At 72.0% G+C, this 23,206-nt stretch carries 25 protein-coding genes; 13 read left to right on the forward strand and 12 right to left on the reverse strand.

Annotation, left to right across the window (positions count from 1 at the left end):
* Positions 1–112 precede the first annotated feature (112 nt).
* A complete protein-coding gene (locus ACRDTB_RS20280; protein WP_431432485.1) occupies positions 113–1,222 on the reverse strand; it encodes a winged helix DNA-binding domain-containing protein in 1,110 nt (369 codons plus the stop codon).
* Between the two features lie 9 nt (positions 1,223–1,231).
* A complete protein-coding gene (locus tag ACRDTB_RS20285) occupies positions 1,232–2,380 on the reverse strand; it encodes an epoxide hydrolase family protein (protein WP_431432487.1) in 1,149 nt (382 codons plus the stop codon).
* A gap of 63 nt (positions 2,381–2,443) precedes the next feature.
* Between ACRDTB_RS20285 and ACRDTB_RS20290 the strand changes: the two genes are divergently transcribed.
* A complete protein-coding gene (locus ACRDTB_RS20290; protein WP_431432489.1) occupies positions 2,444–3,403 on the forward strand; it encodes a helix-turn-helix transcriptional regulator in 960 nt (319 codons plus the stop codon).
* Positions 3,404–3,407: 4 nt separating this feature from the next.
* Here ACRDTB_RS20290 and ACRDTB_RS20295 read toward each other — a convergent pair whose 3' ends face one another.
* Entirely contained in the window at positions 3,408–4,328 is a 921-nt protein-coding gene (locus tag ACRDTB_RS20295) for a VOC family protein (protein ID WP_431432490.1), read from the reverse strand.
* The gene (locus ACRDTB_RS20300) at positions 4,325–4,846 is read right to left on the reverse strand and encodes an RNA polymerase sigma factor (RefSeq protein WP_431432492.1); all 522 of its coding nucleotides are present in this window, start codon (positions 4,844–4,846) and stop codon (positions 4,325–4,327) included. The genes ACRDTB_RS20295 and ACRDTB_RS20300 overlap by 4 nt, the downstream gene beginning before the upstream one ends.
* An 82-nt stretch (positions 4,847–4,928) precedes the next feature.
* On the opposite strand from ACRDTB_RS20300, the gene ACRDTB_RS20305 reads away from it, so the two are divergent.
* The 6 genes from ACRDTB_RS20305 to trxA all read left to right on the forward strand — a co-directional run bounded on the left by ACRDTB_RS20305 (position 4,929) and on the right by trxA (position 9,097).
* Positions 4,929–5,741 (forward strand): DUF3097 domain-containing protein, encoded by an 813-nt coding sequence (locus ACRDTB_RS20305; protein ID WP_431432494.1) that lies wholly within the window; start codon positions 4,929–4,931, stop codon positions 5,739–5,741.
* Between the two features lie 36 nt (positions 5,742–5,777).
* A complete protein-coding gene (locus ACRDTB_RS20310) occupies positions 5,778–6,206 on the forward strand; it encodes an NfeD family protein (protein ID WP_431432496.1) in 429 nt (142 codons plus the stop codon).
* A gap of 155 nt (positions 6,207–6,361) precedes the next feature.
* On the forward strand, positions 6,362–7,663 hold the full coding sequence (locus tag ACRDTB_RS20315) for an SPFH domain-containing protein (RefSeq protein WP_431432558.1): 1,302 nt from the start codon (positions 6,362–6,364) through the stop codon (positions 7,661–7,663).
* Between the two features lie 121 nt (positions 7,664–7,784).
* On the forward strand, positions 7,785–8,120 hold the full coding sequence (locus ACRDTB_RS20320) for a YciI family protein (RefSeq protein WP_431432497.1): 336 nt from the start codon (positions 7,785–7,787) through the stop codon (positions 8,118–8,120).
* Between the two features lie 70 nt (positions 8,121–8,190).
* Positions 8,191–8,610 carry a MerR family transcriptional regulator gene (locus ACRDTB_RS20325; RefSeq protein WP_431432499.1) on the forward strand — a complete coding sequence of 140 codons (420 nt, stop codon included), beginning with the start codon at positions 8,191–8,193 and terminating at the stop codon, positions 8,608–8,610.
* Positions 8,611–8,767: 157 nt separating this feature from the next.
* Positions 8,768–9,097: a thioredoxin gene (gene trxA, locus ACRDTB_RS20330; RefSeq protein ID WP_431432501.1), complete on the forward strand. Its 330-nt coding sequence runs from the start codon at positions 8,768–8,770 to the stop codon at positions 9,095–9,097.
* Here the strand turns inward: trxA and ACRDTB_RS20335 are convergent.
* The gene (locus ACRDTB_RS20335) at positions 9,094–9,999 is read right to left on the reverse strand and encodes a sucrase ferredoxin (RefSeq protein WP_431432503.1); all 906 of its coding nucleotides are present in this window, start codon (positions 9,997–9,999) and stop codon (positions 9,094–9,096) included. The two genes, trxA and ACRDTB_RS20335, sit on opposite strands and share 4 nt — an antisense overlap.
* Positions 10,000–10,139: 140 nt before the next feature.
* Here ACRDTB_RS20335 and ACRDTB_RS20340 point away from each other — a divergent pair, with 140 nt between their 5' ends.
* Both ACRDTB_RS20340 and ACRDTB_RS20345 read left to right on the forward strand, forming a co-directional pair.
* Positions 10,140–11,855, forward strand: a complete 1,716-nt coding sequence (locus ACRDTB_RS20340; RefSeq protein ID WP_431432505.1) for an ABC transporter ATP-binding protein — start codon at positions 10,140–10,142, stop codon at positions 11,853–11,855.
* A complete protein-coding gene (locus ACRDTB_RS20345; protein ID WP_431432507.1) occupies positions 11,852–13,669 on the forward strand; it encodes an ABC transporter ATP-binding protein in 1,818 nt (605 codons plus the stop codon). Before ACRDTB_RS20340 ends, ACRDTB_RS20345 begins: the two co-directional genes overlap by 4 nt.
* Positions 13,670–13,687: 18 nt before the next feature.
* Here the strand turns inward: ACRDTB_RS20345 and ACRDTB_RS20350 are convergent, their stop codons facing one another.
* Positions 13,688–14,641 (reverse strand): helix-turn-helix transcriptional regulator, encoded by a 954-nt coding sequence (locus tag ACRDTB_RS20350; protein ID WP_431432509.1) that lies wholly within the window; start codon positions 14,639–14,641, stop codon positions 13,688–13,690.
* Positions 14,642–14,747: 106 nt separating this feature from the next.
* Here ACRDTB_RS20350 and ACRDTB_RS20355 point away from each other — a divergent pair, with 106 nt between their 5' ends.
* Positions 14,748–15,149, forward strand: coding sequence for a VOC family protein (locus tag ACRDTB_RS20355; protein ID WP_431432511.1), 402 nt, complete (start codon positions 14,748–14,750; stop codon positions 15,147–15,149).
* 263 nt (positions 15,150–15,412) lie between these two features.
* Here the strand turns inward: ACRDTB_RS20355 and ACRDTB_RS20360 are convergent, their stop codons facing one another.
* The 3 genes from ACRDTB_RS20360 to ACRDTB_RS20370 all read right to left on the reverse strand — a co-directional run bounded on the left by ACRDTB_RS20360 (position 15,413) and on the right by ACRDTB_RS20370 (position 17,806).
* Positions 15,413–15,610: a hypothetical protein gene (locus tag ACRDTB_RS20360; protein ID WP_431432512.1), complete on the reverse strand. Its 198-nt coding sequence runs from the start codon at positions 15,608–15,610 to the stop codon at positions 15,413–15,415.
* 87 nt (positions 15,611–15,697) lie between these two features.
* Entirely contained in the window at positions 15,698–17,395 is a 1,698-nt protein-coding gene (locus ACRDTB_RS20365) for a putative bifunctional diguanylate cyclase/phosphodiesterase (RefSeq protein WP_431432514.1), read from the reverse strand.
* A gap of 60 nt (positions 17,396–17,455) precedes the next feature.
* Positions 17,456–17,806, reverse strand: a complete 351-nt coding sequence (locus ACRDTB_RS20370; protein ID WP_431432560.1) for a hypothetical protein — start codon at positions 17,804–17,806, stop codon at positions 17,456–17,458.
* A gap of 113 nt (positions 17,807–17,919) precedes the next feature.
* Between ACRDTB_RS20370 and ACRDTB_RS20375 the strand changes: the two genes are divergently transcribed.
* A complete protein-coding gene (locus ACRDTB_RS20375) occupies positions 17,920–18,699 on the forward strand; it encodes a glycerophosphodiester phosphodiesterase family protein (RefSeq protein WP_431432516.1) in 780 nt (259 codons plus the stop codon).
* On the opposite strand, the gene ACRDTB_RS20380 is transcribed toward ACRDTB_RS20375, so the two are convergent.
* Both ACRDTB_RS20380 and ACRDTB_RS20385 read right to left on the reverse strand, forming a co-directional pair.
* Positions 18,696–19,487 (reverse strand): hypothetical protein, encoded by a 792-nt coding sequence (locus ACRDTB_RS20380; RefSeq protein ID WP_431432518.1) that lies wholly within the window; start codon positions 19,485–19,487, stop codon positions 18,696–18,698. The two genes, ACRDTB_RS20375 and ACRDTB_RS20380, sit on opposite strands and share 4 nt — an antisense overlap.
* Complete coding sequence (locus tag ACRDTB_RS20385) at positions 19,480–20,013, reverse strand: RNA polymerase sigma factor (protein ID WP_431432520.1); 534 nt, start codon at positions 20,011–20,013, stop codon at positions 19,480–19,482. The genes ACRDTB_RS20380 and ACRDTB_RS20385 overlap by 8 nt, the downstream gene beginning before the upstream one ends.
* A 129-nt stretch (positions 20,014–20,142) precedes the next feature.
* Here ACRDTB_RS20385 and ACRDTB_RS20390 point away from each other — a divergent pair, with 129 nt between their 5' ends.
* Positions 20,143–20,814 (forward strand): hypothetical protein, encoded by a 672-nt coding sequence (locus ACRDTB_RS20390; protein ID WP_431432522.1) that lies wholly within the window; start codon positions 20,143–20,145, stop codon positions 20,812–20,814.
* A gap of 22 nt (positions 20,815–20,836) precedes the next feature.
* Here the strand turns inward: ACRDTB_RS20390 and ACRDTB_RS20395 are convergent, their stop codons facing one another.
* On the reverse strand, positions 20,837–21,481 hold the full coding sequence (locus ACRDTB_RS20395; RefSeq protein ID WP_431432523.1) for a transglycosylase family protein: 645 nt from the start codon (positions 21,479–21,481) through the stop codon (positions 20,837–20,839).
* A gap of 300 nt (positions 21,482–21,781) precedes the next feature.
* Between ACRDTB_RS20395 and ACRDTB_RS20400 the strand changes: the two genes are divergently transcribed.
* Complete coding sequence (locus tag ACRDTB_RS20400) at positions 21,782–23,203, forward strand: MFS transporter (protein ID WP_431432525.1); 1,422 nt, start codon at positions 21,782–21,784, stop codon at positions 23,201–23,203.
* Positions 23,204–23,206 lie beyond the last annotated feature (3 nt).

Below are 23,206 nucleotides of genomic sequence, written 5' to 3' on the forward strand. Positions count from 1 at the left end.
CAACGTTCGAGACCGGCGAGTCGAACGTACCGGCCGCGTGTCGACATTCGAGTGTCGAACACGCGTGTTCCGAATGTTGGACTCGCGGGTCCTGGGCGTTGGACTCGCGAGGTTAGGTGGACACCGCCACGGTTCGGGTTTCCGTGTCGGCGGCGGCGAACTCGAGCAGGCGGGCGCCCTCCCTGGTTAGCGCCGTGGTGTCCGTCTTTGACACCTTGGCCCATGGGGTGATCGTCAGGGTCGCTGCCTTCCGTGCCCTGGTGATGCGCCACTCGCCGCAGACGAAACCGTCCACCAGGAACGTTCCCGGGAACACGCCGTTCTTCACACCGAAGAGCCGCTTGCGGTGCTCCTCGCTCATGACCCGGCTCCGGTCGGCGTGGGAGAGCAGGAGGTTGTCGAACTCGGGCAGGAAGCCGACCGGCACCGGCAGGTCGGGCGCGGGCCGTGGCGCGTCCGGCAGGTCGAACAGCTCCCGGCCGCCCGGGTCGGTGAAGACACGCAGCGAGGGCCGCAGCGGCTCGACCACCTCACGCAGCCGGGTGAGGCCGGACCACGTCTGGACGTCGGCCACCGCCGCGGGTCCGAACGCGGCGAGGTACCGCCGCACCAGCCGGGCCGGATCCGGTGCCGGGTCCAGCGGACGGCCCAGCCAGTGCTCGGCCGTGCGGTACCTCGCCTGGCCGGACCGGCCCCACACCGCGCGCGGCGGTATCTGCACGAGCGGCAGCAGCCCGCGGGCGACGTGCGCGAGCGAGCCGGGCGGGACGTCCGGCCACCCCCGCGCCAGGGCCGCGCCCAGCTCCTTCGCGGTGCACGCCCGCTCCTCGAGCACCTGCCGGGCAGCGCCGGCGACCTCGGCGACGTCCACGGCGTGCAGGCTCCCCGCATGCAGCGTGTTGGTCCGCAGGTCGCGGTCCATGATCACCTGTACGAGCGGGCGCAGGAACGCGGCGTCGGCGGCCGTGACCAGGTGCACGGTGCCGCGCATGAGGACGATGCGCACCACCCGCCGCTCGAGCAGTGCGTCGGCGAGGTGTTCCGGCCGGAAGCCGGACAGCCGGGTCCACAAGCCTGTGTACGGCGGGAACGGTGCCTGTGCCTGCATGCCGACCAGGTGCTCGATCGCGGCCTCGGCGCCGCGGGGATCGCGCTCGACGAGCAGCTGGCGGGCGAGTGTCGCCCTGTTGATCGCTCGCAGGCTCAGTTCCGCCACGGTCACGGCCCTCCCTCAGCGCAGGCTCCGGAAGAACTCTCGCATGTCCGCGACCAGCAGGTCGGGGACCTCCATCGCGGCGAAGTGCCCGCCGGTGTCGAAGTCGGTCCAGTGCGTGATCGTGTTGGTCTCCTCGGCGTACCGCCGGATCGGGATGTCTTCGGCGAACGCGGCCACGCCGGTCGGCACCTCGGTGCGGTACGGCCACGCGCCGCCGTGCACGTTCTCGTAGTAGATCCGCGCGGCGGAGCCGGCGGTGCCGGTCAGCCAGTACAGCATCACGTTGGCCAGCATCCGGTCACGGTCGATCGACGCCTCGGGCGGCGCGTCCGCCGGGTGCGTCCACTCCTTGAACTTCTCCACGATCCACGCGAGCTGACCGACCGGGGAGTCGGTGAGCGAGTACGCGATCGTCTGCGGGCGGGTGGCCTGTACCTGGAAGTAGGCGTTGCCGTCGCGCTGGAACGCCTGCTGGCGCGCCCAGCGGGCCTTCTCGACCTCCGTCAGCGAGGACTCGTCGACGTCACCGAACGGGATGAAGCCGACCGTGGCAGCGTTGACGTGCACGCCGACCACGTGCTCGGGGTCGACCCGGCCGAGGTCGGGCGAGACCAGCGCGCCGAAGTCGCCGCCCTGCGCGGCGTAGCGGTCGTAGCCCAGGCGTGCCATTAGCTCGGCCCACGCCCGTGCGATGCGCTGGGTGTGCCAGCCGGTCTCGCGCGTTGGCCCGGAGAAGGCGAAGCCGGGCAGCGACGGGATGACGAGGTGGAAGGCGTCCGCGGCCGAGCCGCCGTGTGCGACCGGGTCGGTGAGCGGGCCGATCACGTCGAGGAACTCGATGAACGAGCCCGGCCAGCCGTGGGTCAGTACCAGCGGCAGCGCGTCCGGCTCGGGGGAGCGGACGTGTACGAAGTGGACGGTCGTCCCGTCGAGCTCGGTGACGGACTGCGGCAGGTCGTTCAGCTGCTTCTCCTGTGCGCGCCAGTCGAAGCCGGTGCGCCAGTACTCGGCGAGCTCCCGGAGGTAGCCGAGCGGAACGCCGTAGCTCCACTCGACGCCGGGCAGCTCGTCGGGCCAGCGGGTGGCCGCGAGCCGGCGGTCGAGGTCGTCCAGGTCGGCCTGCGGGACACGGATGTGGAAGGGGCGGATCTCGATGTTCGTCATGGTCCGGACGCTAACGGGCATTGGTGACAGATTCGGTCATCGATGCCTGCGAGAATTCCGGACGTGTTGGAGACCTCCGCAAGGCTGCTGCGACTGCTGTCGCTGATGCAGGCCAGACGCGACTGGACCGGCAACGAGCTCGCGTCGCGGCTCGACGTGACGCTACGGACCGTGCGACGCGACGTCGACCGGCTGCGCGACCTCGGCTACCCGGTCACGTCCACCCCGGGCGCGGCCGGGGGCTACCGGCTCGAGGCCGGCGCCGCGATGCCGCCGCTGTTGCTCGACGACGACGAGGCGGTGGCGGTCGCGGTGGGCCTGCGCACCGCGGCGACCGGCACGATCGCCGGCATCGAGGAGACGTCCGTGCGGGCGCTCGCGAAGCTCGAGCAGATCCTGCCGTCGCGGCTGCGGCGCCGGGTGAACGCGCTCGGCTCCACCACCGTGTCGCTCGCGGGCCGGGGCCCGACGGTCGACGCCGCCCTCCTGACGTCGCTGGCCACCGCGTGCCGGGACCGCGAGTCGCTGCGGCTGCGGTACACCAGCGCCGACGGCACGCACACCCGGCGGCTGGTCGAGCCGGTCCGCCTCGCCTGTACCGGCCGCCGCTGGTACCTGCTCGCCTGGGACCGCGAGGCGGCGGACTGGCGCACGTTCCGCGTGGACCGGATCGCGGGCACGCCGGCGCCCGGCCCGCGGTTCCCGCCGCGCGAGCCGCCGGAGCGCGACGTCGCCGGCTACATCTCGCGCGCGATCTCCTCGGCGCCCTACCGCTACCGGGCGACGATCCGCCTGCACGCGCCCGCGCACCTCGCGGCCGAGCGGGTGACCCCGGCGTCCGGACTGGTCGAGGCGGTCGACGAGGACAGCTGCCTGCTGCACGTCGGCGGCCCGACGCTGGCCGACTTCCCCGTGCACGTCGCCCAGCTCGGCTTCGAGTTCGAGGTGCTCTCGCCGCCCGAACTCGTCGAGCAGGTCCGGGTGCTGGCCGGGCTGTTCGGTCGCGCCGCCGGCCGCACGTGACGCGTCAGTCGGACGGCTGCCAGAGCTGAAAGTGGAAGCCCTGGTCGTCGTCGCACTCGACCAGCAGGCCGTACGGCTTGCGCTCCACCTCGGCCGCACTGCCGCCCGCGGCACGGACCCGCTCGACGGCCGCGGCGATGTCGTCGACCCGGAAGCAGAGCTGCACCTGCGGCGCGGCGTCCGGCGGCGACCACATGCCCAACGGCGGGTTGGTCGCCTCAGTGCCCCACGCGCCCGCCGTGCCGCCCGGGGCGAACGGCACCCGCAGCACCGCCTCGTAGAAGTCCTTCGCCCGCACGGCATCGGGGGCCACCATCGTCACGTGGGCGATGTCGCCCTGCCGGAACCGGGTGGCCGAGGCCGGCGGCCGCAGCAGCATCCAGCGGTGGCCGAACGGGTCCACGATGACCGAGCCGCGACCGTAGGGCTGGTCGGTCGGCTCCCGCTCCACGGCCGCGCCCCGCCGCCGCGCTCGCTCGGTGGTCGCGTCCACGTCGTCCACCTGCAGGTGCAGGGTGTGGCTGTGCATCGGCGAGTCCGGCGCGCGCACGGGCACGTCGGGCCAGAGGTCGGAGGGCTCGGAGAGCATCAGCACGGCGTCGCCGAGCCCGACCTCGGCGTGCCCGATGGTGCCGTCGGCGTTGGTATAGGGCTCACCGCGCTGCTCCCCGCCGAGCACCTCGACGTACCAGGCGAGCGCGCGCCGCGCGTCGGCCACGACGATGTAGGGCTCCAGCGTGGGGCCCCAGGCCGGCTCCCGCTCGACCCGTTGGGCGACAGTCTGCTCGGACATGATTCCTCCTGGTTGTGCGAAGACCTCCCGGGTCAGCCGCAGCCGCAGCCGCCCGGCGAAGTCGGGGTTGGGATCGACCGGCGTGACGGGCTCGCGCAGCGCCTCGAACGGATCCGTCGGTTGACGTGTCATCGCGAGCCCTCCTCTCCCTCGTAGATCCGGCGGAACGCGGCGCGTGCCCGCACCAGCAGCGCCTCGGTGGCGTGCACGGTGCGGTCCAGGTGCCGGGCCACCTCGAGCACCGGCAGCCCGTCGAGATACCGCAACGTGAGCGCGGCGCGGTGGTGTGGGCCGAGCCGACCGAGCACCTCATGGGCGCGGATCGTGTCCACCGTCGCGTCCCACGGGTCCTCGATCCGCTCCGGCTCACCGTCCAGCAGTCGCAGCCCACGTTGCTCCCGCTCGACGCGGCGCCAGTGGTCGGCCAGCTTGTGCCGGGCCACACCGATCAGCCATGGGATCGACACGTCGGGCGCGCCGGGTTTGCGGACCGCGTGCACGGCGGCGAGGAACGACTCCGCGGTCAGGTCCTCGGCCAGCCCGGGGTCGCGGCAGCGGGTCAGCAGGTAGCCGTAGACGTGCGGCAGCGCCTCGTCGTACAGCTTCAGCAGCCCGAACGCCGGATCGGGCCGCGCCTGCGGGTGCGTCACACTCCCATCGTCGTCCGGGGGACCGACACTCCGACGGGTCGGTGCCGAAGTTTTCACCCGGAGGGTCGATAGGGTCGCGGCCGTGCGCTACGACCGTTATGGCGGGGACGTCCTGTCCCGCGGGCAGAACCGGCGTGCGGTGCCCGAGGTGGTCGCCGAGCCGGGGCTCGTCGTCGAGGACCCCGCGAGCGGCTTCTGCGGTGCGGTGACCCGGTTCGAGAACGGGCACGTGGTGCTGGAGGACCGGCACGGCCGCCACCGCCTGTTCCCGTTGACACCGGCCGGTTTCCTCATCGACGGCAAGCCCGTGACGCTGACCCGGCCGCCCGCGACGCCGGCCAGGGGCGCCACGGTGTCCGCGTCCGGATCGGTCCGCGTCGAGGGGCGCACCGCCCGGACCGCCCGGGACAGCCGGCTGTGGGTGGAGGGCATCCACGACGCGGAGCTTGTGGAACGCGTGTGGGGGCACGACCTTCGCGTCGAGGGCGTCGTGGTCGAACCGCTGCACGGGATCGACGACCTGCCCGGGCGGGTGGCCGAGTTCGGCACCGGGCCCGGCCGGCGGCTCGGCGTGCTCGTCGACCACCTCGTGGCCGGCAGCAAGGAGTCCCGGACCGTCGCCGAGCTTCGCGACCCGAACGTGCTGGTCACCGGGCACCCGTACGTAGATGTCTGGCAGGCGGTGCGGCCGGCGTCGGTGGGGATCGGCGCGTGGCCGGTGGTTCCCCGTGGCGTGCCGTGGAAGGAGGGCGTCTGCGAGGCGCTGGGCTGGGGCGACCCGGCCGACGGCTGGCGCCGGGTCCTGGCCCGGGTACGCAGCTACAAGGACCTGGAGACCCCGCTGATCGGCGCCGTGGAGCGACTCATCGACTTCGTCACCATCGGTGAAGAGTAGTGACCATACCGCCCAAAATCTGAGATCATGGGGGGCATGGCCGCGCTGCTATGGCTCATCGGGGGCATCGCGCTGATCGCCGCCGAGGTCCTGTCCGGAGACTTCTTCCTGCTGATGGTCGGTATCGGGGCCCTGCTCGGTGCGGGCGCCGACTGGATCTTCGACAACACGATCGTCGCAGCGGGCGTGTTCGCCGTCGTGTCGATCGGACTCGTGACCTTCGCCAGACCGTGGCTCAAGCGCCGCCTGCACGGGGACATCGTGCATACGAACGCGGATGCGCTCATCGGCCGCAAGGCCGTCGCGGTGTCGACGGTCAACGAGCACGGCGGCCAGGTGAAGCTCGACGGCGAGATGTGGTCGGCCCGCGCGTTCGGCGACAACACGGAGATCGCGCCGGGCGAGTCGGTGACGATCGTGGAGATCGCCGGGGCCACCGCCGTGGTGCTGGCGGACTCCGATTGAGAGAGGTGGCCGGCGGGGCGGCAGTCCGATGATCGCGTCCAACTTTCTCCGGGGACGCGACGCCCGCATGACCAGGTTCGGGACGATCTTGTGATCTACTTCGTGGGCGCCGACCAGGAAGCGCCAACCCGAGCCGGAGTGGAGGCACGTTGACCATCGTCATCATCGTCGTGGTCGTGGTCCTGTTCGTACTCACGATCGTGGTGAAGTCCATCCTGGTGATCCCGCAGGCGCAGTCCGCGGTGGTCGAACGGCTCGGGAGATACAAGTCGACGGCCGAGCCCGGCCTGAACTTCCTGGTGCCCTTCCTGGACCGGGTACGGGCCCGGATCGACCGCCGCGAGCAGGTCGTCTCGTTCCCGCCGCAGCCGGTGATCACCCAGGACAACCTGACCGTGTCGATCGACACCGTCGTGTACTTCCAGGTCACTCAGCCGCGCGACGCGGTCTACGAGATCTCCGACTACATCATCGGTGTGGAGCAGCTGACCACGACGACGCTGCGCAACGTCGTCGGTGGCATGAGCCTGGAGGAGACCCTCACCTCGCGCGACTCGATCAACGGTCAGCTGCGCGGCGTGCTCGACGAGGCCACCGGCCGGTGGGGCATCCGGGTCGCTCGCGTGGAGCTCAAGGCGATCGACCCACCACCGTCCATTCAGGACTCGATGGAGAAGCAGATGCGCGCCGACCGGGAGAAGCGCGCCATGATCCTCACCGCGGAAGGTACCCGCGAGGCGGCGATCAAGACCGCGGAAGGCCAGAAGCAGAGCCAGATCCTCTCGGCCGAGGGCGCCAAGCAGGCGGCCATCCTCGCGTCCGAGGGCGAGCGGCAGTCCCGGATCCTGCGCGCCCAAGGTGAGCGCGCCGCCCGCTACCTGCAGGCGCAGGGCCAGGCGAAGGCGATCGAGAAGGTGTTCGACGCGATCAAGGCCGGCAAGCCGACCCCCGAGGTGCTGGCCTACCAGTACCTGCAGACGCTGCCGCAGATGGCGCAGGGCGACGCCAACAAGGTGTGGATGCTGCCCAACGACTTCGGCAAGGCCCTCGAGGGCTTTGCCAAGGCACTGGGCGCACCCGGCGACGACGGCGTGTTCCGCTACGAGCCGCCGGCCTACGAGCCGCCGTCGTACAAGGAAGAGGACGAGGAGGAGATCAAGAGCTGGTTCGACACCTCGACCGACCCGCAGGTCGCCGAGGCGGTGCGGGCCGCGGAGGCGGTCGCCCGCCAGGAGGTGCCGAGCCCGCTCACGTCAGCGGCCGGACCGGTCCGCCCGGTCATCTCGGGGGCCATCGCGGCACCGGCTCCCATGCCCGACGTGACACCGCCGTCGCCGGAGCCCGAGACGCCGGCGGTGCAGGAGCCCAAGCCCGTCCAGTCACCGCAGACCCCGCCGCAGCCGCCCGGCCGCCCGCCGGAGTCGACCGAGCTGTCCGATGAACCGCCGCGTTACTGACCCGTCCTCCGACGCCAAGGCCGGCGCCCCGCCACCCGCGGGGCGCCGGTCTTTTGCGAAAGGCGTAGATATGGACCGGTCCCGTTCGTCGGTCGGGTGTCGCCGAACAGAGGAGGACGACGTGAAGTACCTGCTGCTGATCTGCACCGAGGGGCCGTTCGACCCCGCCGACCACACGCCCGAGGAGCTGGACGCCCAGCCGTGGGTCGACGAGCTGAACCGGCGCGGCGTCCACCTGACCGGCGACCGGGTGCGCCCGGCCGGCGACGCGACGACCGTCCGGGTGCGAGCCGGCGAGACACTGGTGACCGACGGGCCGTTCGCAGAGACCAAGGAGCAGATGGGCGGGTTCGACATCATCGAGTGCGCCGACCTGGACGAGGCCATCGAGATCGCCGCGCGCCACCCGATGGCCAAGCTCGGCATGGTCGAGGTGCGCCCCTTCTGGCCGATGTGACCGCCCGGCGCGCCGGGTCGTGCCGCCGAGGTTTGCCTTGACGCGCGCGGGAATGTTTACGCTCGGGTGCATGCGAATCGGCGAGCTCGCCCGGCGCGCGGGCACCACCACCCGCGCGCTGCGGTTCTATGAGTCCCAGGGGCTGTTGACGGCGCAGCGGTCGGCTAACGGCTACCGCGAGTACGACGAGGACGACCTGCGGCTGGTCACCGAGATCCGGACGCTGCAGACCGTCGGGCTCACGCTCGACGACACCCGGCCGTTCGTCGAGTGCCTGCGGGCCGGGCACTCCGCGGGCGACGCCTGCGAGGGCTCGATCCAGGTGTACCGGCGCAAGCTCGCTGAGGTGGACGCCTGCCTCGAGCGGCTCTCCACCGTCCGCGCCGAGCTGCACGACAAGCTCGCCGACGCGCTCGCCCGCCACCACGACGGTCCGGGCTTCACCGCTGACCCGTGCACGGTCGCCCACCCGACCAAGGAGCTGACATGACACCCCTTGTGTCAACCTCAAGATCGAATCAGGCCGAGGGCCTCGCACCCGCACCTCAGGGGAACGTGACGCAAGCCAGCCACAGGTACGTGACCAGGCAGAACCCTCCGTCCCCTAACGTAACCAACACAGTGAATTCCGGGGAGGCGGAACTCTCATGACCGGCCTCCACGCGATCACCGACGACACGTTCGCCGAGGAGGTCCTGCGCAGCGACAGGCCCGTGCTGGTCGACTTCTGGGCCGCCTGGTGCCCGCCTTGCCGGATGATCGAGCCCGTACTCGCCGAGATCGCCGAGGAACGCGCCGACCGGCTCGCCATCCGCAAGATCAACTCCGACGAGAACCAGCGGACCGCGATCGCCTACCACGTCCTGTCGCTGCCCACGATGATCCTGTTCCGCGACGGCGAGCCGATCCGCACGTTCGTCGGCGCCCGCCCGAAGTCCCGCGTACTCGCCGACCTCGACGAGGCGCTGGGAACCTAGCGCCCCGCGCGGGTCCGGTGCATGCTGCGCACCTCCAGGCCGATCGCCGGGGTCGGCGCCGCCGCGCAGCTCGCCGGCCGCGCGGGCGAGACCTCACGCTCGGCCACCGTGACCCGCCACCGCGCGCCGCGATGCGCCACGGTCACGAGCCACCCGTCCCCGCCCGCCTCGACCGCCGTCACGCGCAGCGCGTCCGGATCCGGGTCGCCGACCCGTTCCCGCACCGCCAGCTCCGCGACCTGCCCGGCCGGCGGCCACGTGGAGCGGCCCCGGCAGTCGCCGGTCACCACCCCCGTCCCGGTGAGCAGCCGGCCACCGGCCGCGACGTTGAGCCGGCCGTACGCGTACCCGGTCGGCAGCAGCAGGGCGGTGGGGGAGAAGCGGTGCCCGCCGAGGTGCGTGCACTCCCACACCGCCTCACCGTGCGACCCCGCCAGCGCGGCGGCGACCGGCCGGCCCCGCAGCGCGCAGCACACGTCCCGCCTGCCGTTCGTGCACACCAGCAGCATCGGGTCGGGCACGCGCTCGCCGAGCAACCCCGGCTCGCCCGCACCGGCCCGGGTGAAGTCCAGGTCCAGCAAGGCCTTCGGGTCGCCGACCACCGTCCGCTCGAGCCACGTGTTGCCCGGCCCAGTGTGCGCCAGGTACACGTGCCGGGGGACCGGGCGGTGCCGGTCGGGGTGGCTGCCCGGCCGCCGGATCAACAGGATCCGCACCCCGGTGCCCGCCGCGAGCGCGGCGAGCTCACGGGACACGCCGGGGTCGAGGTGGCTCGCCGACAGCGCGTCGCGACCCCACGGACCGGGCTGCTCCAGACACAACCAGGACCGTGCCATGGCCGCGGTCCCGGCCAGCGGCTCCCCGATCTCCTCGGCCAGTGCCGAGCAGCGCTGCGTCTGCATCCACTCCAGACTCTCATGCCCACCCGGCCGCTCCTCGCCGCGTTCGGCGATCGCCCTCCGAATCCCCGTGACGCTACAAGCGAACGGTTGGCCCGGTTAATGAATTACGACGCGCCCGAGGGAATCCATAGGGTTGGGACATGCGCCTCAAGGTCCCCTACGCCGATCCCGGCGTTCCGGACGCTCGGGGCGGGCTCCGCTATCTGTTGTGGTTGGTGAGAAAGCAACCTGGCCGGGTGTGCCTCGGCATGCTGTTCGGCAGCTCCTGGATGCTCGGCCTCGTCGTCCCGCCGTACCTGATCGCCCACGCCATCGACGACGGGCTGCGCGCACGCGACCTGTCCACCCTCTGGCTCTGGGTCGGCCTGATCCTCGCCGCCGGGATGGCCAACTCCGTGATCGGGATCCTGCGCCACCGCACGATGACCTTCGTCCGGCTCGACGCCGGCTTGCGCACCGTCCAGGTCGTGGTCCGCCATGCCGTCCGCGTCGGTGCCGAGCTGCCGCGCCGGGTCAGCACCGGTGAGGTCGTCTCCATCGGCGCCGCCGACCTCGACCGCATCATGCGCACGATGACCAGCACCGGCCCCGGCGTGGGCGCGGTCGTCTCCTACGCCGCGGTGGCCGTGCTGCTCGTCGGCATCTCCCCGCTGATCGCGCTCGTCGTCCTGCTCGGCGTGCCCACCCTGCTGGTCTCCCTCGGCCCGCTGCTGAACCGGATGCGCGACGCCGAGACCGCCTACCGCGAGCAGCAGGGCGCACTCGCCGCCCGCGCCGGCGACATGGTCGCGGGCCTACGGGTGCTGTGCGGCATCGGCGGCAAGGACCGGTTCGCGCGGCGCTACCACCGCGAGTCCCGCGAGCTGCGCGAGGAGGGCTACCGGGTCGGCGCGGTCGCCAGCTGGATCGAGGCCGTCACGATCGGCCTGCCCGCCCTCTTCCTCGCCACCGTCACCTGGCTCGCCGCCCGCATGACGGCGGCCGGCGAGATCACCGTCGGCGAGATGGTCGCGGTGTACGGCTACGTCGCGGTGCTCGCCACCCCCGTGTACTTCCTGATCGAGGGCGCGCAGGACATCAACCGCGGGCTCGTCGCCGCGCGCCGCGTGGTCCGCGTGCTCAACCTCCGGCCCACCGTTCCCGACCGCGCCACCACTCCCTGCCCGCCCCGGCCCGCCGACCTCCACGACCCCCGGTCCGGGCTCACCGTGCACCCGAGCGAGCTGCTCGCGGTCGCCGCCGCCGCGCCGGCCGACGCGCTCGCCGTGGTCGACCGGCTCGGCCACTACGTCGACTCCGACACCACCTGGGACGGCCGCCCCCTCGCCGCCATGCCCGTCGACGAGGTCCGCCGCCGCATCCTCGTGGCCGACAACGACGCCTACCTGTTCGCCGGCCCGCTGCGTGACGCGGTCGCCACCGAACGCGACCACGACGACCGCGAGATCCACGCCGCCGTCCACACCGCCGCCGCGGCCGACATCGTCACCGGCCTGCCGGACGAGCTCGCCTCCTACGTCGAGGCGCAGGGCCGGGACCTCTCCGGCGGCCAGCGCCAGCGGCTGCGGCTGACCCGCGCCCTGCTCGCCGACCCCGAGGTGCTGATCCTCGTCGAGCCGACCTCCGCGGTCGACGCGCACACCGAGTCGGTCATCGCCGACCGGCTGCGCGAGGCCCGCCGCGGCCGGGCCACGGTCGTCATCGGCACCTCCCCGTTGCTGCTCGATCGCGCCGACCGCGTCGCCTTCCTCTCCGACGGCCGGGTCGTCGCCACCGGCAGCCATACCGACCTCCTCGCCACCGAGCCCGGCTACCGGTCCCTCGCGTACCGCGGCAGCGAGGAGGAGCTGGTGTGACGGCACGCGCGCGGGCACCCGTGATCCCGACCGAACACGGCTGGCGGCTGCCCATCGCCGACCGGGCCGCGGTACGGCGCGCCAACCGCGAGCTCGTCACCACCGACAGGCGCGGCACCGTCCTCGTGCTGCTGACCAACTCCCTCGCCGCCGCGGCCGGACTCGCCCCGCCCTGGCTGATCGGCCGCATCGTCAACCACGTGGAGGGCGGCCGGCCCGCCGTGTCCACAGTGGACCTGCTGGCGCTCGCGATCGTCGGCTTCGCGGTCGCCCAGGTGCTGCTCACCCGCTTCGCCCACTACCTGGCCCACCGCTTCGCCGAGCGCGCGCTGGCCCGGCTGCGTGAGGAGTTCGTCGACCGCACGCTCGCGCTGCCGACCTCGGTCGTGGAGCGCGCCGGCACGGGCGACCTCATGGCCCGCACCACCGGCGACATCGCCGTCGTCGGCGGCGCCCTGCGCGACGCGGCACCCGAGGTGTTCGTCGGCACCCTGCAGACCGTGTTCATCCTCGGCGCCGTGTTCGTGCTCGACCCGCTGCTCGGGCTCAGCGCGCTGACCGGCATCAGCGGGCTCTGGCTCGCCGCCCGCTGGTACCTGCGTCGCGCCCGCGACGCCTACCTCGCCGAGGGCGCGGCCAACTCCGAGATGTCCGAGACGCTCGCCGCCACCGCGGACGGTGCCCGCACGGTCGAGGCGTTCGGCCTGCAACGCCGCCGCGTGCGGGCCGGCGACCGGCGGGTGGCCGAGGCGTACCGCACCCGCGTGTACACCCTCTACCTGCGCAGCGTGCTGTTTCCGCAGATCGACTTCTCCTACGTCGTGTCGACCGGTGTCGTCCTCGTCGTCGGTGGACTGCTCTACACCGGCGGCCTCACCAGCCTCGGCGCGGTGGTCTCGGCGGCGCTCTACACGATGCAGCTCGTCGAACCGCTCAACCGCGTGCTGATGTGGATCGAGAACCTCCAGCGCAGCAGCGCCTCAATGGCCCGCCTCAAGGGCGTCGGTGCCGCCGCGTCCACGGCCGGCGAGGGGCCTGGCGCCGGCGGCCACCCGCGCGACGACCGCATCGAGGTCCGCGGCGTCAGCTACGCCTACCACAGCACCACCGACCAAGCCACCGACCAACCCGGACACCGCGATGTCCTGCACGACGTCGACCTCGACGTGGTGCCGGGGGAGCGGCTCGCGATCGTCGGCCCGTCCGGCGCCGGCAAGTCCACGCTCGGCCGGCTGCTCGCCGGCGTCGACGCGCCCCGCACGGGCGCGGTGACGGTCGGGGGCGTGCCGGTGGCCGGCCTGCCGCCCGAAGAGCTGCGCCGCCGGATCGTCCTGGTCACCCAGGAGCACCACGTGTTCATCGGCACCGTGCGGGACAACCTCGCGATCGCGGCGCCCACCGCCACCGACACCGACCTGCTCGCCGCGCTCGTCGCCGTCGACGCCGAGTGGGTGGGTGAGCTGCCCGCCGGCCTCGGCACCGAGCTCGGCGCGGGCGGTGTCGCGCTCGACGCCGCCCAGGCCCAGCAGCTCGCGCTCGCTCGAGTGGTGCTCGCCGACCCGCACACGGTGATCCTCGACGAGGCCACCGCGCTGCTCGACCCAGCCACCGCCCGGCACGCCGAGCGCGCGATGGGTGCGGTCCTCGCCGGACGCACGGTGATCGCCATCGCGCACCGGCTGCACACCGCGCACTACGCCGACCGCGTCGCGGTCATGGCCGGCGGTCGGATCACCGAGCTCGGCAGCCACGACGAGCTCGTCGGCGCCGGGGGAGCGTACGAACGGCTGTGGCGGTCCTGGCACGGCGCATAAGACGCCACGGCGACTTGTCTACGTATCGACTTGTCCATATCTGGCAACGAGTTCCGCGCCGATCCGCGCCAGCTCCGCCTCGACCGCCGGCGAGTCGACCACCTCGATCGTCGCACCCCAGCCGGCGATCCGCTCGGCGATCGACAGCGGCAGGTGCGCGGCCAGCAGGACGCGGACGCGCCCACCACGCTCCTCGCCGAGCACCTCGCAGTGCCGGCCGAACTGCCGCTCGAGAACGTGCACGAACCGGTGTTCGATCAGCACGACGGCCGACACGGGGGAGCGGCGCCGCTCGACCTCGGTGACGACCTCGTCCCACGCCTCGGCGAGCTCGAAGTCGTCCGGCCGGCCGGCCTCCTCACCGGTGAGGACCGCCTCGTCGATGCGGTCGACGCGGAAGGTGCGCCGGCCGCGCTCGGTGCCGGCGACGAGGTACCAGACGTCGTCCTTGTCGACGAGGCCCCACGGGTCGACGACCCGCTCGGTGCGGTCCCGACTCCGGCTCCGGTAGGCGAACCGGACCTTCCGCCGCGCGACCACCGCGCGCTGCAGCAGCTCGACCGTCGTCGGCCGCTCGCGGCCCTGCCCACCCCAGCGCACCGGGTCGATCACGACGGCGCCGGCGGCCGCCTCGGCGTCCGCACGGAAGGTCTGGGGGAGCGCGCGTACGAGCTTGCGCAGCGCCGCCTTGGCGTCCGGGGCGACCGCGGCCGCCGGACCGACGAGCAGGAACAGCGCCCGCGCCTCGGTGGCGGTCAGTCCACTGAGGTCAGTGCGGGCGCCGCCGACGAGCGACCAGCCACCGCGGCGGCCGGGTTGCGGGTAGACCGGGATGCCGGCGGCGGACAAGGCCTCCAGGTCGCGGCGAGCCGTGGCCACGGACACCTCGAGCTCCGCGGCGACCTCCGCGGCGGTGACCCGGCCACGCGACTGCATGAGCAACAGGGTGGCCACGAGGCGGTCCGCACGCATGCCGCACATGCTCGCAGTCAAAGTGCTCGGTTGGTGAGCACTTTGACGTGGATGCTGGTTCCAGGCAACGACATCAGAGCCATCAGATCGAGGAAGGGACAGGCCAATGCTGCGAGGCTTCGCGACCGTCAACTACTTCGCCGACGACCTGGACGCCGCCCGGAAGTGGTACGCCGAGCTCCTGGGCGTCGACGCGTACTTCGAGGTGCCGGGCGGATATATCGAGTTCCGCATCGGGGACTACAGCGACGAGCTCGGCATCGTCCAGCGGGCGTACCAGCCGCATCCGACGGAGAAGCCGGCCGGCGAGGTGATCTACTGGGCGGTGGACGACGTGCGGGCGACGCTCGACAGGTTGCTCGCCCTGGGCGCCACGGAACACCAGCCGATCACGACGCGGGGCGACGGCTTCGTCACGGCGTCGGTGGTGGACCCGTTCGGCAACATGCTGGGCTTCATGTACAACCAGCACTACCTCGACATCCTGCGGGAGAGGGCCACCGACTAGTTAGTTGACATAATGTAGATTATCGAACTAGTGGGTGGGAGTCTCGTTTGGTGCGAGAACTCCATCGCGCCGGCGCCATTGGGCACACAAGATGCGGCGCATGACAGAAACCGCACCGAGCTATCGTCCGCTGCCGCAAGTCACCGACCGGACGACATGGCAGGCGAAGCTCGATCAACTCCGCGTCGAGGAAAGGCCCATTCCGAGCAGCACCGCTATCGACGCGTCAGGTCCATTTTCGTCAAGTGACGTAACTGCGGTGGTCAGGCGGCCTGCGCCGCTTCGACGAGGACGCGCTCCACGCGGGCGAGCAGCGATGCACGACGCAGGCACCAGACCCGGAACGCACGCCGGTCGTTCGCGTCGAGGGCCGCATCGATCTGCGCGTCCGTGTTCTGGATGCAGATCTGCAGACCGCTGATCTCCGCGCTGGCGTCGTTCTTCGCAACAGACTGGGACATACGCGCACCGCCACTGGCTCGGTGAGAATCGTCCTCCCATGGTCGCGCGCGGCCCTCAACTGACGGTTGAGTCCGGCTTGTCGCGCGTCAGCTGCGGTTCTCCGACAGGCGTTCCTCGGCCACCGGCGGGATCAGCCGCGGCCGGCGCACCCACGACGCGTGCGGGCGCGACAGCAGGTCGGTCAGCGGTTCCGGCTTGCCGAGGTGGAAGCCCTGCGCGACGCGGACACCGAGCCGGGCCAGCGCGTCGACCTGGCTCGCGCGCTCGACCCACTCGGCCACCACGGAGATGCCGAGCCCGCGCGCGATGTCGACGATTCCCTGTACCAGCACGGTGTCCCGGCTGCCGTAGTCGATGCCGCGGACGAACTGGCCGTCGATCTTCACCCCGGTGATCGGCAACTGTTTCAAGTGGACGAACGAGCCGAAGCCGGCGCCGAAGTCGTCCAGCGAGATCCGGCAGCCGCTGGCGCGGAGCCGCTGTGCGAGCGTGCGCGCTGCCTCCAGGTTCGTCACCGCGGCGGTCTCGGTGATCTCGAACCCCAGCCGGCCCGGCGCGACACCGGCGGCGGCGATCCGGCCGAGGACGAAGTCGCCGAAGTCCTCGTCCTCCAGTGTCCGGCCGGACACGTTGACGTTGAACCGCAGGCCCGGGTACGGGTGGGCGACGAGCGTGTCGATCGCGGTGCCCACCACCCAGCGGTCGATGTCGAACACGAGGTCGCCGCTCTCGACCGCGGGTAGGAACTCCCCCGGCCCGAGGTACGGCTCGCGGCCGTCTTCCAGGCGCAGCAGCAGCTCGTGGCCGACGACGCGGTTGCTGCCGAGCTTCACCATCGGCATCGCGTGCAGGGCGAGCCCGCCGTTGGCGAGCGCATCGCGGACCCGGTCCAGCACGGTGACCCGCAGCGCGGTGTCGGTGTAGTGGCCGTGCTCGTACACCGTGACCCTGTTGCGGCCGGCGGACTTCGACGCGTGCAGCGCCAGGTCGGCGTTGGCGAGCACGGCCTGCCAGCTGTCGCCGGCGCGGAACTGGGCGACGCCGGCGCTGAGCGTGGTCCGGGTGCCGCCGCTGCCGGAGAGCGGGACCGAGGCGACGGCGTGGCGCAGCTTGTCGGCGATCTCGACCGCGGCGTCCTCGTCGGTGTCGGCGAGCACGACGGCGAACTCGTCGCCGCCGAGCCGCCCGAGCGCGTGCTGGTTGCCGAGGCGGTCGCGCAGCACGTCGGCGAGCATGCACATCACCCGGTCCCCCGCCGGGTGGCCGCGCAGGTCGTTGATGTCCTTGAAGTTGTCCAGGTCGAGGACGAGCAGAACGCCGCTGCCGCCGATGGCCAGCCGGCGCTCCAGGGCACGGGTCAGGGCGCGGCGGTTCAGCAGGCCGGTCAGCGGGTCCTCGTCGGCGAGGCGGACGAGCTCGGTCTGCCACTTGCCGCGGTGCTTGGGGTCGACGCTGAGCTCGCGCCAGCGGCTGACGTCGGCCACCCGGTACAGCAGGCGGTCACCGGGCAGCTCGGTGCAGCGGACCTCGAGCCAGTGGTGCTCCCCCTCCCCCGTGGCCAGGGAGATCATCACGCCCTCGGTCGTGGGCTCGGTGGGGATGCCGGCGATCAGGGCGGGTAAGGAACGGTTCGCGGCCTGCTCGGCGGTGAGGTCGAGCAGCTCGGCCATCGGCTTGTTCAGCCAGCGGACGCGGCCGCGCGGGTCGGTGACGGCGAAGGCCATGTCCGCACAATCGAGCACGGCAGCCAGTACATCGGCGCCTACCGTGCTCTCGGTGTTCATCCCGACGCCTCGTTTGTTGATTCGGCAACTGTGCGCGAAAGGGTAGACGACGTACCCACCTCAGCGCAGCCGCTCCAGCCCGTGAGCGCTGCGTACCACCTGCGTCGCCAGGTCCTTCAGCTCTGTGGGCGCGGCCCCGTCTTCCGCTGCCGTGACCACATCCTCGGCTGCGCAGCGTAGCTGGAACAGCCGGTCCTGCAAATCCGTCAGCTCGGCGGCCGATAGTACGACGGCGTCCTCCGGCAGACCACCGCGCTGAACGGCCGTGCGGCGCTCGTAAGCCCGCTGCCTGCAGGATTGTGAGCAGTACCGGCGCGGTCGACCCACCCGGCCGACGTCCGGCAACCGCAATCCACACCATCCGCAGTGTTTGGAATCGGTCCGAGATTTGATCCGTTCCGGTGTGGGCATCATGGGCCGTACGGAGCAACGGGTCGCTGGGCCATGTGCCAGACGTTATCTCGCCGCCGATCGTGCACCCACCCGCCACGCCGCGCACGCCCATCGCGAGGCAGACTCGGAGCGTGCAGGACCATGCATTCTTCTCCGGGCCCTACCCCCGCGCGTTCGTCCATCGCGGCTGGCACTACGACGACCTGGCCGGAATGGAGAACTCGCTCTCGGCGTTCCGCCGCGCGGTCGACGAGGGCTACCACTACCTGGAGACCGACGTGCGCGCCACCAGCGACGGGGTGGTCGTCGTGCACCACGACCCGGTCCTGGACCGCACGACCGACGCCGGGGGCGTCGTGGCGCGCCTGCCGTGGACGGTGGTCAGCCGGGCCAAGATCGGCGGGCGCGAGCCGGTGAGCCGGCTGGAGGACCTGCTCGAGGAGCTGCCCGATGCGCTGCTGAACATCGACGTGAAGGCGGAGTCGGCGATCCAGCCGCTGATCGACACGCTGCGCCGGTCGAACGCGTTCGACCGGGTGTGCGTGGCGTCGTTCTCCGAGGCGCGGCTGGCGAAGGTGCGGCGCAGCGCGGGCGACCGGTTGCTGACGTCGATGGGCACCCAGGCGATCGCGCGGCTGTGGGCGTCTGGCCGGCTGCCGTCGTGGGTGCTCCGCCGGCGGGGCACCCAGCGGATCGCGCAGGTCCCGGTCCGCCGCGGCCGGCTGACGATCGTGGACAAGCGGCTGATCGCGGCGGCCCGGCGGCGCGGCATCGAGGTGCACGTGTGGACGATCGACGAGCCCGCCCAGATGCACGAGCTGATCGACCTGGGCGCGGACGGCCTGATGACCGACCGTCCCCGCGTGCTGCGCGACGTGCTGCGCGAGCGTGGCCTGTGGGCGGCCGCCTAACGCATGGACTCGGCGATCAGCACGGCCCGCTCGCGGGTGAGGTCGCCCTCGAGCCGGTAGGTCACGCCGTTCGCCTCCCAGATCAGGGTGCGCGCGGCGAGGCGGGCGGACTCCTCGTGGACTTGGCCGTGCTCGTCGACGTAGAGGATCGGATGCGGGCGTGGGATCCACACCGCCACGGCGTCACCGACGTGGGTCCGCACGACATCCGCGGCACGGGTGAACTTCTCGAAGATCGGCGAGATCCGGCCGGCGCACTGGTCCAGCCGCGCGCCCGCGTAGCGCAGCGACACCACGCGTGGCGGGTCGGCGTCGGACGGGGCGTCGTCGATCACGCGCACCGACCCCGGGTCGCCCAGCAGCGTCGGCACGGTGACGTCGAAGCGGACGGCTTCGCGCGCCTCGGCGAGCGTCAGGTCCCGCTCCCCCGGCAACGCCGTGTCGGTCGTTGTGTCGGTCGTCGTGGTGGGCTCGGCCGGCGGCGGCTCGAAGTGGATCTGGACGCCGCCGATGCGCAGGAAGTCGAATACCGCGGCGCGCACGGTCGGCGACACGGCCATGGCGGCGGCGAGCGCCAGCAGCAGGGCCACGGCGGCCGCGACGATCCGCGGCAGCAGGCGGGTCAGCGGACGGGTCCGCGGGCTGGTCCGCGGGTGCGGGGCCGGTTCGTCGAGCCGTGCCAGGACGGCGGTGGCCAGGTCCGCGGGCGGCGCGGGCACCGTGAGGCGCCCGCCGAGCTCGCGGAGGGCGGACTCGATGCGCTCCTCCTCAGACACCGGCTCAGTCACTGGCCACCTCCTCCACGAGCCGGGCCGGCAGCACGCGGCGCAGCTTGACGATCGCCCGAGACAGCCGGGACTTCACCGAGCCGCGTGGCCACGCGAGCACCTCCGCGGTCTCCGCCTCGGACAGGTCGAGGAAGTACCGGCAGGCCAGCACCTGCCGGTCCCGGTAGGACATCGCGTTGACGGCGGCCAGCACGCGGGCGCGGGCGTCCGCCGCGACGGCCTCGCGCTCGGGCTCGGCGGCCGTCACGTCGGACTCGGCCAGCCGCAGCTCGAGCGCGAGGCGGCGTCGCCTGCCGCGGTGCAGGTTGCTGGTCTCGTTGGCGACGATCCGCAGCAGCCAGGGTCGGAAGGGCGCCCCGTCCCGGAACGAGCCGAGCCCCCGGTACGCCTTCACGAACGCCTCCTGCACGACGTCCTCGGCATCGTCGCCGGCGCCGAGCAGGTAGGCGGTCCGGTGTGCGAGCGCGCCGTAGCGCGCGACCAGGAGCGCGTACGCGTCCTGCTCGCCGGCGCGGGACCGGGCCACCGCCTCGTCGTCGGTCGTCCCGTCGGTCGTCTCGCTGTCCGTGGGCGTCCTCCTCTACCAACCCTGCTACACCGCCCGCCTGCCCGGGGTTCCACGGAACTCCGGCGTCCGCGACGGTGTAGTCAGGGCATGAGGAGAATCGTCGTGGTGCTGGTGACCGTGTTGGCCGGGGGGCTGCTCATGGCCGCGCCCGCGTGGGCGGGCAACTGGGAGGAGACGTTGCTGGACCCGACGCCGCCGCGCATCGAGCCCGGCGTGACGTACACGTTCGGCTACTGGGTCCTCCAGCACGGGTCGTACCCGTTCATGGGCGGTGACCTCGGCCCGACCGCGCTCGTGGCCACTGAGAAGGGCGGCGACGCGGTGGAGTTCGCCGGGACGCCGGGGCGGACGCCGGGCCACTACTCGGCGGAGGTCGTGTTCCCGCACGAGGGCACGTGGACCATCGGCTCGAAGCACGGGAAGATCATGCCGGACATGCTCGTCGCGACGGTGACCGTGCCGGGCTCGGTGGAGGTCGAGCCGAGCGTGATGAAGCAGCGTGCGCCGTACGAGTGGGGCACGGTCAGGCCGTCCTTCCCGCCGAGCGCACCGGACGCGAGGATGGCCGGACCCGCCGCCGGGCCCGAGTCCGGTGCGGCGTCCGCGAGCGAGCCGGCGTCGGCGGTCGAGCCGAGGAGCCGCGCGACCGTCGACGAGCCGGGCCGGTCGCTGCCGTGGGCCGTGGCGGTGCTCGCCGGTGCGCTGACGGTCGGGTTCGCGGTCTGGCTCGGCCGCCGCTACGCGCGCTCGAACCGGTGAGCGGCCGGGCGGTCCGGTGCGGTCAGCCGACGGGTGCCTGCCCGTGCCACGCGGCGCGCCAGGTCTTCGGGCCGAGCAGGCCGGAGGTCTTGATGCCGTTGGCGCGCTGCAGGGCGAGCACCGCCGCCCGGGTCTCGGCGTAGTAGCAGCCGGTGCCCTGGAAGTCGTAGCCGAACCTGTTCATCCGCAGCTGCCAGGTGCGCAGCTCGTGGTCGCAGTCGCCGTAGGCGTAGACCTTGCCCGGCCACGGGGGCGTCCCGCCCGGCGGTGCGGGTGCCGGGCCGCCCCCGCCGAGGTACGCGGCCTCGGCCCAGGTGGGCACCCGCTTGCTGCGCGCGTGCCCGTCCTCGCGCAGGCCGAGCTTGCGTGCGCAGGTCCACGGCTGCCAGCCGCGCATGCGGTAGAGATACAGCGCGCGGTAGTCCTGCTCGCGCGCGCTGGCCCGGTGTGGGTAGCCCTTGCCGCCGACGCTGCGCCACGTCGGCAGGTCGAACTGGTAGGCGCCGTAGTAGCCGCCGTGCGAGGCGACGATGTCGTAGCGACCGCTGGACTCGCACATGCGCAGCCGGGACCAGTCGCCGGCGGGCGGGTCGGCCGCCGCGGCGCCGGTCAGCGCGTACTGGACGCCGAAGCCGGCGACCGCGATCAGCAGGACACGGACAAGCATGCGTCTTCCGCTCATGCCTGCCGACGGTAAACACGTTTCACAGAAGTCACAACAGCAACTTCCAGCACTTCAGAATCACATATCTCTCCGGTCCCATGCGGTAGCGACACGCCGAACATTGCCCGGGCCGGTAGAGCACCGTTTGGCATCAGCTCGGGCGAGCCGATCACCGATGGTCGGCCGACCGCTATGGTCCCCGCGTGCCGGTTCCGGGATGGAGGACTCCGTGAGCGAGCTTGCGAGCGAACCAATGTCACAGGGCGACCGCGAGCGGCGAGACCGAGCCTGCGAGGGGTCGTCGTGAGTGTCGTCGACGACCAAGAGGCGGTCGGCAGCGCGCCCGACCGACGCCGCGAGCAGCGCGGCTGGGTCTGGTACGACTGGGCCAACTCGGTGTTCCCGACGTCGGTCGTCACCGTCTTCGGCTCTCAGTACCTCGTCGCCGTCGCCGCCGAGGCGGCGAAGGCCGACCCCGGGCGCAACGGATCGAACCCCTGTATCGGCTCCGACGGTCAGGGCAGCAACCTGGTCAACTGCCAGATCGACGCGTTCGGCCTGACGTTCCAGGCCGGCTCGCTGTGGGGCTACCTCCTCGCCCTGACCGCGCTCCTCCAGCTCCTGATCGTGCCGGTGATCGGCGCGATCGCCGACCGCACCCAGCACAAGAAGCGGATGCTGGCGATCTTCGCCTTCGGCGGCGCCGGGTTCACCGCGCTGATGTCCCTGGTGAGCGGCGGCAACTGGGAACTCGGCGTGTTGTTCTTCATCCTCGGCAACATCGGGTACGGCACGTCGGTCGCCATCTACTACGCGTTCATCCCCGAGATCTCGACGGCCGACGAACGCGACAGCCTGTCCACCCGCGGATGGGCGTTCGGCTATCTCGGCGGCGGCGTGGCGCTGTTCATCCAGCTGATGATCTACCAGTTCCGCGAGACCCTCGGGCTCAGCGTCTCCAACACGGCGCAGATCGCGTTCGCGCTGTCCGGCCTGTGGTGGATCGGGTTCACCCTGATCCCGCTGCGCCGGCTCCGTACCCACCAGCGGCCTCATGGCGACGAGCGCGGTGGCTCGGTGCTCGTCGGCGCCTTCCGCGAGCTCGGCCAGACCTTCCGCGCGGCCCTCGCGTTCCCGCTGACGCTGGGCTTCCTCGGCATCTACCTGATCTACACCGACGGGATCACCACGGTCGCGAGCGTCTCGGCGCAGTACGGACGCGAGGAGCTGCGGCTCGACGAGGACGTCCTGATCACCACGATCCTCATCGTCCAGTTCATCGCGTTCATCGGCGGCGTGCTGCACGGCATGGTCGCCCGCCGGCTCGGCGCCAAGAGGACGATCATGATCAGCCTCACCGTGTGGATGCTGGTCATCGCCGCCGCGTACTTCGTCGAAGCCGGCCAGCAGCTCCAGTTCTACGGGCTCGCGGTCGGCATCGGCATCGTACTCGGCGGAACCAATGCCCTGTCCCGGTCCCTGTACAGCCAGCTGATCCCGCGCGGGCGGGAGGCGCAGTACTTCTCCGTCTACCAGATCGGGGAACGGGTCGGGGAGATCGCCGGGCCGGTGGTGTTCGCCGCGATGGCGGGCGCCACCGGATCGTACCGGCCGGCGATCATCTCGCTGGTGATCTTCTTCCTGGTCGGGCTGGTGCTGATGTCCTTCTTCCCGGTCCGCAAGGCGATCCGGGCGGTCGGCAACTCCGAGCCAGCCGTCCTGTAGATA

The sequence above is a fragment of the Actinophytocola sp. genome, assembly GCF_050699935.1.
Taxonomy (GTDB): domain Bacteria; phylum Actinomycetota; class Actinomycetes; order Mycobacteriales; family Pseudonocardiaceae; genus Actinophytocola.